Source organism: Arthrobacter sp. HMWF013, from assembly GCF_003061105.1.
In the GTDB taxonomy this organism is placed as follows: Bacteria; Actinomycetota; Actinomycetes; order Actinomycetales; family Micrococcaceae; genus Arthrobacter.
Window position 1 is genome coordinate 1 of the sequence record NZ_QAIQ01000268.1, and the last position, 10,803, is coordinate 10,803.

11 protein-coding genes are annotated in these 10,803 nt (G+C 65.7%); 7 read left to right on the plus strand and 4 right to left on the minus strand.

Going from position 1 to position 10,803, the window contains the following annotated elements; translation table 11 throughout:
- A partial coding sequence (locus tag DBR22_RS10630) for a sensor histidine kinase (protein WP_146187468.1) occupies positions 1-693 on the plus strand: 693 nt, incomplete at its 5' end.
- Complete coding sequence (locus DBR22_RS10635) at positions 690-1,364, plus strand: response regulator (RefSeq protein ID WP_108598993.1); 675 nt, start codon at positions 690-692, stop codon at positions 1,362-1,364. The genes DBR22_RS10630 and DBR22_RS10635, both read left to right, overlap by 4 nt.
- A 46-nt stretch (positions 1,365-1,410) precedes the next feature.
- On the opposite strand, the gene DBR22_RS10640 is transcribed toward DBR22_RS10635, so the two are convergent.
- From DBR22_RS10640 to hutG, 3 genes are all read right to left on the minus strand, one after another.
- Positions 1,411-2,418 carry a cation diffusion facilitator family transporter gene (locus tag DBR22_RS10640; protein WP_108598994.1) on the minus strand — a complete coding sequence of 336 codons (1,008 nt, stop codon included), beginning with the start codon at positions 2,416-2,418 and terminating at the stop codon, positions 1,411-1,413.
- A complete protein-coding gene (locus DBR22_RS10645) occupies positions 2,415-2,900 on the minus strand; it encodes a transporter substrate-binding domain-containing protein (RefSeq protein WP_108598995.1) in 486 nt (161 codons plus the stop codon). The genes DBR22_RS10640 and DBR22_RS10645 overlap by 4 nt, the downstream gene beginning before the upstream one ends.
- A gap of 113 nt (positions 2,901-3,013) precedes the next feature.
- A complete protein-coding gene (hutG, locus tag DBR22_RS10650) occupies positions 3,014-3,985 on the minus strand; it encodes a formimidoylglutamase (RefSeq protein WP_108598996.1) in 972 nt (323 codons plus the stop codon).
- 162 nt (positions 3,986-4,147) lie between these two features.
- Here hutG and DBR22_RS10655 point away from each other — a divergent pair, with 162 nt between their 5' ends.
- Positions 4,148-5,452, plus strand: a complete 1,305-nt coding sequence (locus DBR22_RS10655) for a cation:proton antiporter (RefSeq protein WP_108598997.1) — start codon at positions 4,148-4,150, stop codon at positions 5,450-5,452.
- A 19-nt stretch (positions 5,453-5,471) separates the two neighbouring features.
- Here DBR22_RS10655 and DBR22_RS10660 read toward each other — a convergent pair whose 3' ends face one another.
- Entirely contained in the window at positions 5,472-6,914 is a 1,443-nt protein-coding gene (locus DBR22_RS10660; RefSeq protein WP_108598998.1) for an NCS2 family permease, read from the minus strand.
- Positions 6,915-7,090: 176 nt separating this feature from the next.
- On the opposite strand from DBR22_RS10660, the gene DBR22_RS10665 reads away from it, so the two are divergent.
- The 4 genes from DBR22_RS10665 to DBR22_RS10680 form a co-directional block, all read left to right on the plus strand.
- The gene (locus DBR22_RS10665) at positions 7,091-7,534 is read left to right on the plus strand and encodes a helix-turn-helix transcriptional regulator (RefSeq protein ID WP_258229140.1); all 444 of its coding nucleotides are present in this window, start codon (positions 7,091-7,093) and stop codon (positions 7,532-7,534) included.
- A gap of 9 nt (positions 7,535-7,543) precedes the next feature.
- Positions 7,544-7,954 carry a VOC family protein gene (locus DBR22_RS10670; protein ID WP_108599000.1) on the plus strand — a complete coding sequence of 137 codons (411 nt, stop codon included), beginning with the start codon at positions 7,544-7,546 and terminating at the stop codon, positions 7,952-7,954.
- Positions 7,951-10,341 (plus strand): ATP-binding cassette domain-containing protein, encoded by a 2,391-nt coding sequence (locus tag DBR22_RS10675; RefSeq protein ID WP_108599001.1) that lies wholly within the window; start codon positions 7,951-7,953, stop codon positions 10,339-10,341. The genes DBR22_RS10670 and DBR22_RS10675 overlap by 4 nt, the downstream gene beginning before the upstream one ends.
- A gap of 70 nt (positions 10,342-10,411) precedes the next feature.
- Positions 10,412-10,803 (plus strand): copper resistance CopC family protein (locus DBR22_RS10680; protein ID WP_258229141.1); only part of this gene is annotated, 392 nt, incomplete at its 3' end.

Here is a 10,803-nt window from a genome sequence, read left to right on the forward strand (position 1 = left end):
GTCACCACCCTGCGTGACCGTACCGAACTGTCCTCGTTGGAACGCGAACTGGGTGCCACCCGCACCGCCACAGACACTCTGCGGGCGCAGGCCCACGAATTCGCCAACCAGCTGCACGTGATCTCGGGCCTGATCCAGATCGGTGAGTACGATTCGGTGGTGCAGTTCGTCAATGGTGCCACCGTGGACCGCACCCGCCTCAATGACGAGGTCACCAGCCGGATCCAGGACCCCGCGCTGGCCGCGCTGCTGATCGCCAAGGCCAGCCTCGCCACCGAACGCGGGGTGACACTCCAGCTGGATCCCGAATCCGCCCTGGGCCGCGTGGATGACGATCTCTCACGGGACCTGGCCACCGTCGCAGGGAACCTCGTGGACAACGCGTTCGACGCCGTCGCCGGGCTTCCGGCGGGAAGCGTCAGTGTGCTGGTGCAGGACGGCGGCACTACGGTCACCGTGACTGTCCGGGACAATGGCCCGGGGGTCCCCGACGCCGGCCGCGAGGAGATCTTCCGCCAGGGCTTCACCACCAAACAGCCCGGCGGCCCGCAGCCCGGATCCGACGGCGGGCGCGGCTTCGGGTTGGCCCTCTCGAGGGTGGTCTGCCGACGCGCCGGCGGCGACCTCACTGTGGCCAACGATAACGGCGCGGTATTTACTGCGGAGCTCAAACGAAGGAGGCCACAGTTATGATCAACGTCCTGATCATCGACGACGACTTCATGGTGGCCAAGGTCCACGCAGGATTCATCCAGCGCACGCCCGGATTCGCGGTCGTCGGCGTGGCCCATACCGGCGCGCAGGCCATGACGGAGACCGCCCGCCTGCAGCCCGACCTGGTCCTCCTGGACATCCACCTGCCGGACATCAACGGTCTGGACCTGATGCACAAACTGCGCGAGGTCGCCCCGGAACTGGACGTCCTGGTGATCAGTGCCGCGCGCGAAGTGGAAACTGTCCGGAAGGCACTCCGCGGCGGGATAGTCCATTACCTGATCAAGCCGTTCTCGCAGACTGACCTGCAGGAACGCCTGGAGCACTACCGCAACGCGTACCAGGGCCTGGACTCGTCCAAGGATGTGGCGGAGCAGTCGGACGTCAACCGGGTCTTCGGCCTGGACCGGACCGAACGGCCGCTGCCCAAGGGCTGCAGCATCGAAACGCTGAAGCTGGTGGAGACGGCGCTGAAGGAGGCCGACGGCGATCTCTCCGCCGCTGAGGTGGCAGTCCAGCTGGGCACGTCCCGGGTCAGCGCCCGCCGGTACCTGGAGTACCTGCACGACGAGGGCGTCCTGGAGGTCCGGCTGAAGTACGGCGTGGGGCGCCCGGAGCGGCGCTACGTGCTCAAGGGTGCAGTGGCCTGAGGCTGAGGCTGAGGCTGAGGCTGAGCCGGGCAAGCGGGATGGACCTTCACCGTTCGCCGCCGGACGTCGGTCCAGGCAGGTACTCGGACGGCAGTTCCGCGACCGGAACCAGCACCATGTCCTGGACCTTCCAATCGAGGGCGATACAGGCTTTCCGGGCGGCTTCCAGCTGTTCCACGCGGGGCATCGGTCCGGCAGGCACAATGAAGGATTCCACATGGAAGACGTGGCCTTCGTCCCGGATGCGCGACTGCGCGGTGTCAACCCAGTCCAGGCCCTGGAGGTACTCGTCCAGTTGCCGGCCCACGGGGTGCGGTTCGGCGTCGTCGTAGGTCCGCGCCCGTTTATCCATCAGTGCCGAGATGGCTGCCCGGGTGTTGCGGATGCCATCGTGGAGGATGCTTCCCGAAATGATGAGCGCGGCGGCATAGTCAGCCCACCACCAGCCCAGTCCGATGCCCGCCACCCCAACGGCCGCAGCCGCAGCCGTCATCCAGTCGGCCTTGTTCATGTCGGCGTCGGCGTAGAGCACCTTGTCGTGGAGCTTTTCGGCCAGTTTCATCTTGACGTGGCCCAGGTAGATGGGCGGGCCGGCGGTGAGGATCATGGCCGCGATCATCAGCCAGCCCAGCCAGATGGTCTGGCCAAAGAAGTTGAAGCCGCCGATCGTGGGATGCTCGGCGGTGAGCAGGCCCATGGCGGAGTCCACAATCAGGTAGGCGCCCATAACGGTCAATGCCACCGCTGCCACTACGTGGGCGATGCCCACTGCGCGATGGAAGCCGTAGGGGTGCTCCTCGGTGGGCCGCTTGCGGATAACGCGGGCGGCCAGCAGGAAGGACACCGGCGGGAGGAAGGACAGGACGTCCTCGATCCACGCGGCCTTCATGGCCTGGGAATTGCCCAGTACCGCAAACACCAAAACGGTGGACACGGCCAGGAAGCCGATGGTGAGCCATTCGAAGGTGACTGCCTTGCGGAGTGCGGCCTGCTGTTCGGTCGGCAGTTCGGTATGGCCAAACCGGACAGCGCTGCGATTCTCCACGGCCGTCATTTCGCACCTGCGGTTTCCGCCAGGAACTTATCGAGCTCCAGCAGGAAGGCGTTTTCACCCAAGGGCACCAGCATCACATGCTTGTGCAGCGAGCCCCGGCTGTCCCGGGATTCCGTGTACGGCAAGGTGAGGCCGGCGTGGGTAGCCCATGGAGTTTTGTCATCCAGCCCGCCGATCACCACGTCCAGCCCGCCGTGCTTGAGCTCCTCAGCCAGGACGTGCTCGGTTCCGGGGACCCACTCAACCTTCGCGCCCAACGAGGCCGCAAACCGGCGGACCAGCTCGGCTTCGGTGCCTTCGACGTCGCCGCCAGGGCCGTCCGGAAGATCCACCCAGTCACCGTTTTCGCTGGCACCCACACGCAGGGTGCCCTCCTTGACCTTCTCGAGGGTTCCCGTCGGATCGCTGGGAAAGGACGTCCCGCAACCCGCGAGGAGCAGCGCAGAGAGCAGGAGGACCGCGGCTCGGCGTTGATGACTCATGGCAGGCTTCCTTTCGGCAGCAGGTAAACCGTTCAACTCACGATAGACAGCTTACTTACCTTTTTGCATTCTCTCCCATCCCGGCACTGCAACGGCGAAAACAGTGGTCCGGGTCAGCGCAGCAGGGTGTCCACGAGCCGTGCTGCCACCTTGGCTGTGCGGCCGTCGATGTCGAAAGCGGGGTTCAGTTCGGCGACATCAAAGTGCAGCAGTTTTCCGCTCTGCGCCACTTGCCTGCACACGGCACTGATGACCGGGAGCGGCACACCATAAGCGGCCGGCGCACTGACCCCCGGTGCCACGGAAGCGGGCAGCACGTCAAGGTCGATCGTCAGGTACAGCACGTCCACCCCGGCCAGGAAACCGGCCACAAAGGACTCCACCCGCGCAGCTGAGCAGTCCTCATCCAGCACGTACTGCACACCAAGGCGCCCGGCGGTGTTGAACAGTGCGCGCGTGTTGCCGGGTTCTGAAATCCCGACGACGGCGTACCGGAGTTCGCGTCCCGCGGCGGCTTCCGCGTGCGCCATCTGGAGGAACGGAGTCCCGGAGCTGGGCGCGGGTTCATCGCGCAGATCGAAATGGGCGTCAAGATTCAGCACGCCCAGCCGTTTGCCGGCCTGGACGGCTGCGGACGCGGCAACGCCCAGGTAACTGGCGAATGCGGTCTCGTGGCCGCCGCCCAGGACAGCGGTGAGATTCCCGGCGTCGAGCATTGCGGTGATGGCATGCCCGGCACGGGCCTGGCCGTCTTCCAGCGCGCCGCCGGAAACTTCCACGTCGCCGGCGTCGAACACCTGCCGGTCCAGATGGAAGGCAAGCGGGCCCAGCGCGGCGCGGAAGGCGGCGGGGGCCTTGGCCGCACCGGGGCGGCCCTTGTTCCGCCGGACCCCCTCGTCACTGGCAAACCCCAGGATGACAGCCGGGCGTGTGGCGACGGAGCCGGTGGAGCCACCTACCGGGCGGCCGCCGCCGGAATACGGCGAGACCGCCTGCCACCAGCGGCGGTGTTCCTGGCCTTCGCCGTCGAACCGCCCCGTCCAGGGCTCGGGCGGGAGATCGACGGGAGGTGAGGGAAGGACCATGCCTCAACTTCACCGCATGCCGGGTGCGAAAACCAGCGGCACCGCCGTCGTGCTGTCCGGCATCCCGGAAGCTGCAGGCTGCGGCGGGAAGCGTGCAACGTGCGCGGCGGGGCTATTGTGGATCAATCCCAATGCGCACGTCCGATTCCGGAAGAGCCGCCCATGCTAGAAGCCCCGAGTATTCTCTTTGCCGCCGCCGGCCTGGCCGTGTTTGTCGCAGCCATCCTGCCCAAAGCGCTGCGCAACGCTCCCTTTTCGATGCCCATGGTGTTCCTCGGCGCCGGCCTGACCGCATTTTCCCTGATTCCCACCCTGCCGGACCCCGATCCACTCCAGCACAATGACTTCACCACCCACCTGGCGGAGGTCTGCGTGATCATCTCGCTGATGGGCGCGGGCCTGGCACTGGACCGTCCCGTGGGCCGCAAGAGCTGGTCCACCACCTGGCGGCTCCTGGGGATCGCCATGCCGGTGTGCATTATCGTCCTGACTTTGCTCGGGATGTGGTTCCTCGGGCTCGGGCTCGGTGCCGCACTGCTGGTAGCCGCCAGCCTGGCCCCGACAGACCCGGTGCTGGCATCGGAAGTCCAGGTGGGCGAACCGGCGGATGCGGAGGAGGGCAGCGAGAACGAAGACGAGGTCCGGTTCGGCCTGACCTCCGAAGCCGGCCTGAATGACGGCCTGGCCTTCCCATTTGTGTACCTCGCCATCGCCATCAGCATCGTGGGGTCCTCGCCCTTGGCGTGGTTCCCGGAATGGTTCGCCGTGGACGTTCTGTGGCGCCTGGCGGCCGGCCTCCTGGTCGGATTCCTGATGGGCAAACTCCTGGCCCGGCTCTTCTTCTCTGCTCAGAAAGAGAGCCTCCGCCTGGCCAACCATTCAGAGGGCTTCGTGGCTCTGGCCGCAACATTCCTGGCCTACGGCCTCACCGAAATGATCGAGGGGTACGGGTTCATTGCCGTGTTTGTCTGCGCCGTCACCATCCGATCGGCGGAACACACGCACGGTTACCACAAGGTCCTGCACTCCTATGTGGAGCAGCTCGAACGCCTGATGACCGTGGTGATCCTGGTCCTGCTGGGCGGCGCCATCGCGAGGGGACTGCTTGACCGGATGGGCTGGGTTGAGGTTCTGGTGGCCCTGGCGTTCCTGCTGCTGGTCCGGCCGGTTGCCGGCTGGGTGGGGCTCATGGGCGGCAAGACGGGGCCGCGGGAGAGGATCGCGCTGTCCTTTTTCGGCATCCGCGGGATCGGCTCGCTGTACTACCTTGCCTACGCTGTGGGGAAAGGCGAATTCTCGGACCAGGCGGAATGGCTGTGGGGTTTTGTGGGGCTGGTGGTAGCGCTCTCCATCATTATTCACGGCGCCACCACCTCGCCGCTGATGAACCGGCTGGACAAGCTCCGTGAGCGCAAGGCGCTGGCAGAGACCGGCGACGAGGGGATGGCCCCCAACACTCCCGTGTAAGGGGCCATCCGCTGCAGGGTTACAGCATGCCCAGGGCGGCCTCGATCGGACCCACAGCGAAGAAGAGCAGGAAGGCCGCTGCCACCGCCCACATCAGCGGGTGGATCTCCTTGACCCGCCCCTGGACGGTGCGGATCAGGACGAAGGCGATGAACCCGGCGCCCAGGCCATTGGCGATGGAGTAGGTGAACGGCATCAGGGTGAAGGTCAGGAAGGCCGGGATCGCGATGCCCCAGTCCTGCCAGTCGATCTTGCCCACCTGGGACACCATCATGAAGCCCACCACCACCAGGGCCGGCGCCACTGCTTCGAAGGGCACCAGGTTGATCAGCGGCGTGAAGAACATGGCCACCAGGAACAGGAGGCCGGTCACGATGGATGCCACACCTGTCCGCGCGCCCTCGCCGATTCCGGCGCCTGCCTCCACATAGATCTGGTTGGAGGACACCGAGGCGCCGCCGCCCACAATGGCGCCCAGGGCATCAACCTGCAGCACCCGGTCGACGTTGGGGATGTTGCCGTGCTCGTCGATGGTTCCGGCCTCGGTGGCGAGACCCACCATGGTGCCCATGGCGTCGAAGAAGATGCTGAGGAGGATCACGAAGGCCAGCAGCGTGGCGGCCACGAAGCCCAGGTGCTCAAAGGCGCCGAACGGGTTGGCTTTGCCGATCAGGGACAGGTCCGGAGCCGACCATTCGGTGAACGTGGGGGCTACCAGCGACCAGCCCTGGGGGTTGGAGACCTTGCCGTCGAAGCTGGGGCCGATGTGCAGGGTCAGTTCCAGGATGACGGAAATAACCGTCGAGGTGATGATGCCGATCAGGATTGCGCCCTTGACCTGGCGGACCACCAGGGCGATGGTCAGGATCAGGCCGAAGACGAACACGGCCGTCGGCCAGCCCAGGAGTTTGCCGTCGAAACCCAGGCCCACGGGAACGGTGGTGCCGGCCACGTCCGGGATGCGCCGGACGAAGCCGGCGTTGACCAGGCCGATCAGCGCGATGAAGAGGCCGATGCCCACCACGATCGCCGTCTTGAGCCCGTCGGGAACGGCCTTGAAGACGGCAGTGCGGAAACCGGTCAGGACAAGGATCAGCATGGTCACACCGGAGATGACCACCAGGCCCATCATGTCCGGCCAGGTCAGGCCAGGGTTGGTTGCCACGGTGACGGCAACAAACGCGTTGACGCCCAGGCCGGTGGCCAGGGCGAAGGGGTGCTTGGCCCACGCTCCCATCAGGATGGTGAGGATGCCTGCCACGAAGGCGGTGACGGCGGCGACGGCGGTGAACCCCAGCGTGGTGCCGTCGGAGTCCGGGCCCGAGAGAATGAGCGGGTTGAGAACCACGATGTAGCTCATCGCGAAGAAGGTGGCGAACCCGCCGCGGATCTCGCGGGAGAGGTTGGACCCCCGTTCGGTGATCTTGAAGTACCGGTCCAGGGCAGAGCCTTGCTTAAGCATTAATCCTCCGGGGGAGTCTTTTGGGGATACTTGATCCTATGCGGCGGAGGGCGGACTCCCGGACCACGGAGGGGCAGACCCGCCGTGAAGTTCGCTACCTTTTACAGGCGCGCAACAGGCCGGCAACGTGGACAAAACGCTGGACATCCCCGCTGCGGCGTGGCACTATCACGCACGTGAGGACCAACCCCGCCCAAGAGCAGCATCTGCGCGACCTCGCCGTGCTCCGCCGCGTGCGTGACCGGATCGACCGCGAGTACGCGCAGCCGCTGGACGTCGAGGCGCTCGCCCGGGGTGTGAACATGTCCGGCGGGCACCTCAGCCGGCAGTTCCGCCTCGCCTACGGCGAGCCGCCGTATGGCTACCTGATGACCCGGCGCATCGAGCGTGCAATGGCACTGCTTCGCCGCGGTGACCTGAGCGTCACGGACGTCTGCTTCGCCGTCGGCTGCTCGTCGCTGGGTACCTTCAGCACCCGCTTTTCGGAACTGGTGGGCATGTCGCCGGGCAGCTACCGGTGCGTGGCCGGCGGGCACGCGGCGGGCATGCCTACCTGCGTGGTCAAGCAGGTCACCAGACCGATCAGGAATAGAGAAGCGCGGGCTCAGAGCCGCGCCTAGACTGGCGTCATGGAACTCACAATTCATTGGACATTCCTCCCCCATACCGATCCGGAAGCGTCTTTGGCGTTCTACCGGGACACCCTGGGGTTCGAGGTGCGCAACGACGTCGGATACGGCGGTATGCGCTGGCTGACCGTCGGGCCGGTCGGCCAGCCCCAGACCTCCATCGTCCTTGAGCCACCGACGGCGGACCCGGGCCTTACCGAGGATGAACGGCGGACCATCGCCGAACTGATGGCAAAGGGCAGCTACGCGCGGATCGTGCTCGCCACCCCGGACCTGGATGGAACCTTCGAGAAGGTGCAGGCAAGCGGCGCCGAAGTGGTCCAGGAGCCCATCGAGCAGGCCTATGGCATCCGGGACTGCGCCTTCCGCGATCCCGCCGGCAACATGATCCGCATCAACGAGGCAAAATGACTGCGGACACCACAACGGACCTGCAGGCACCCGCGGTCCATGCTGCAGACACGCATGACCTGATCCGTGTGCAGGGTGCGAGGGAGAACAACCTCAAGGACATCAGCCTTGAAATCCCCAAGCGCCGCCTGACGGTGTTCACCGGCGTCTCCGGGTCCGGCAAGAGCTCGCTGGTTTTCGCCACCATCGCCGCAGAGTCGCAGCGGATGATCAATGAAACCTACAGCGCTTTTGTGCAGGGGTTCATGCCCAACCTCGCGCGGCCTGACGTCGACTTTCTCGAGGGACTGACCACGGCGATCATCGTCGACCAGGAGCGGATGGGTGCCAACCCCCGCTCCACGGTGGGCACTGCCACCGACGCCAACGCCATGCTCAGGATCCTGTTCAGCCGCCTCGGCGCACCTCATATCGGGCCGCCCACAGCGTTCTCCTTCAACGTCCCGACGCGCAAGGCGAGTGGGGTGATGAGTACCGAGAAGTCCGGCCGGACCGAGAAGAGCGTGGTGCAAAACGCCGTCTACCTGGGTGGCATGTGCCCGCGCTGCGAGGGCATGGGCTCCGTCTCCGATTTTGACCTCACCGCACTGTTCGATGACAGCAAGTCCCTGAGCGAGGGTGCCCTGACGGTCCCCGGCTACAGCATGGACGGCTGGTACGGCCGCATCTTCGCCGGCGCCGGCTTCAACATGGACAAGCCGATCGCGAAGTTTACGAAGAAGGAGATGCAGGACCTCCTCTACAAGGAGCCGACCAAGATCAAGGTTGAGGGGATCAACCTCACCTACGAGGGCCTGATTCCGAAAATCCAGAAATCGATGCTTTCCAAAGACGTCGAGGCCATGCAGCCGCACATCCGGGCCTTCGTGGATCGGGCCATCACGTTCCAGGCGTGTCCTGAATGTGAGGGAACGCGGCTCAGCAAGGAGGCCCGCTCCTCGAAGATCAACGGCAGGAACATCGCGGATCTGTGCGGGATGCAGATTACCGATCTCGCGGGCTGGATCAGGGACCTCCAGGAACCCTCCGTTGCCCCGCTGCTCACCGGGCTGCGCCACATCCTGGAATCGTTCGCCGAAATCGGGCTGGGTTATCTTTCCCTGGACCGTCCGGCAGGCACCCTGTCAGGGGGAGAGGCCCAGCGGACCAAGATGATCCGGCACCTCGGCTCATCTCTCACGGACGTTACCTACGTCTTCGACGAGCCGACCATCGGCCTGCACCCCCATGACATTGAACGGATGAACAAACTCCTCCTGCAGTTGCGCGACAAAGGCAACACGGTGCTCGTGGTTGAGCACAAGCCCGAGACCATCGGGATCGCCGACCACGTGGTGGACCTCGGTCCCGGCGCCGGCACTCAAGGCGGAAACGTCTGCTTCGAGGGCAGCGTCGAGGGCCTGCGGGGCAGCGACACCATCACCGGACACCACCTCGACGACCGGGCGGCCCTGAAAGACAAAGTACGTTCCTCAGCCAGGAAGCTGGAGGTCCGTGGAGCTTCGACGCACAACCTCCAAAACGTTGATGTCGATATCCCGCTCGGAGTGCTCTGCGTCCTGACCGGGGTCGCCGGCTCGGGTAAGAGCTCGCTGATCCAAGGCTCGGTGGCCGACCGGGACGGAGTGGTGGTGATCGACCAGGGTGCCATCAAAGGCTCACGCCGAAGCAACCCCGCCACGTACACCGGGTTGCTCGAGCCCATCCGCAAGTCGTTCGCGAAGGCAAACAACGTGAAGCCGGCACTTTTCAGCTCGAATTCCGAGGGGGCCTGCCCCACCTGCAACGGCGCCGGCGTCATCTTCACCGAACTGGGTGTCATGGCCACGGTCGAATCCACCTGCGAGGACTGCGAAGGCAAGCGCTTCCAGGCGTCTGTGCTCGAATACAGGCTCGGGGGCCGCAACATCGCCGAGGTGCTGGCGATGTCGATGACCGAGGCGGAGGAATTCTTCAGCGAAGGCGAAGCCCGTACGCCGGCGGCCCACAAGATCCTCCACCGGCTGGTGGATGTCGGGCTTGGCTACCTTACGCTCGGGCAGCCGCTCACCACCCTGTCCGGCGGCGAGCGGCAGCGCGTCAAGCTGGCCACCCAGATGGCCGAGAAGGGCGATGTCTATGTACTCGACGAACCGACCACAGGCCTGCACCTCGCGGATGTCAAGAACCTGTTGGGCCTCCTGGACCGGCTCGTGGATTCCGGGAAATCAGTGATCGTCATCGAGCACCACCAGGCAGTCATGGCGCACGCCGACTGGATCATCGATCTCGGTCCCGGAGCGGGCCATGACGGCGGAAAGATCGTTTTCGAGGGCCCGCCGGCCGGCCTCGTGGCAACGCGGTCCACCCTCACGGGCAAGCATCTGGCGGCATATGTGGGCGCCTAGGCGGGGAGCGGGGCCGGCCCGGAAGTTCGCCTAGGCTGGAAGGAATCCAATTCAAGGGAGCAGTCCACCCATGCGATCCACCCGCCGTCAGCTGCTGAGTGTTCTGCTCGGAGCCGTGTTTCTTGCCGCCGCGCTTTTGGCCGTCTCCGCTCCGGCGTCGGCGCACGACGCTGCGGAGTCCAGCAGCCCTGCCCAGGGCGCAACTCTGGCCACCCCGCCCGGGAAGGTCTCCGTCACCTTCAACAAAAACCCGCTGGGCATCGGCGCGCAGTTCTCCGTCAAGGATTCCGCCGGCGCCGAGTGGGCGGACGGGACCGTCGAAATCGTCGATAACGTGGCGTCCCAGAAGCTCAAGGCCGGCGCGCCGGCAGGCGCCTACACCGTGGCGTGGCGCGTTGTCAGCTCGGATTCGCATCCCATCGAGGGGACGTTCTGGTTTACCGCCACCGCCGGTGCGGCGGG

Coding starts and splice junctions, on each gene's coding strand:
- DBR22_RS10635 (WP_108598993.1), top strand. CDS start 690: ATGATCAACGTCCTGATCATCGACGACGACTTCATGGTGGCCAAGGTC.
- DBR22_RS10640 (WP_108598994.1), bottom strand. CDS start 2,418: ATGACGGCCGTGGAGAATCGCAGCGCTGTCCGGTTTGGCCATACCGAA.
- DBR22_RS10645 (WP_108598995.1), bottom strand. CDS start 2,900: ATGAGTCATCAACGCCGAGCCGCGGTCCTCCTGCTCTCTGCGCTGCTC.
- hutG (WP_108598996.1), bottom strand. CDS start 3,985: ATGGTCCTTCCCTCACCTCCCGTCGATCTCCCGCCCGAGCCCTGGACG.
- DBR22_RS10655 (WP_108598997.1), top strand. CDS start 4,148: ATGCTAGAAGCCCCGAGTATTCTCTTTGCCGCCGCCGGCCTGGCCGTG.
- DBR22_RS10660 (WP_108598998.1), bottom strand. CDS start 6,914: ATGCTTAAGCAAGGCTCTGCCCTGGACCGGTACTTCAAGATCACCGAA.
- DBR22_RS10670 (WP_108599000.1), top strand. CDS start 7,544: ATGGAACTCACAATTCATTGGACATTCCTCCCCCATACCGATCCGGAA.
- DBR22_RS10675 (WP_108599001.1), top strand. CDS start 7,951: ATGACTGCGGACACCACAACGGACCTGCAGGCACCCGCGGTCCATGCT.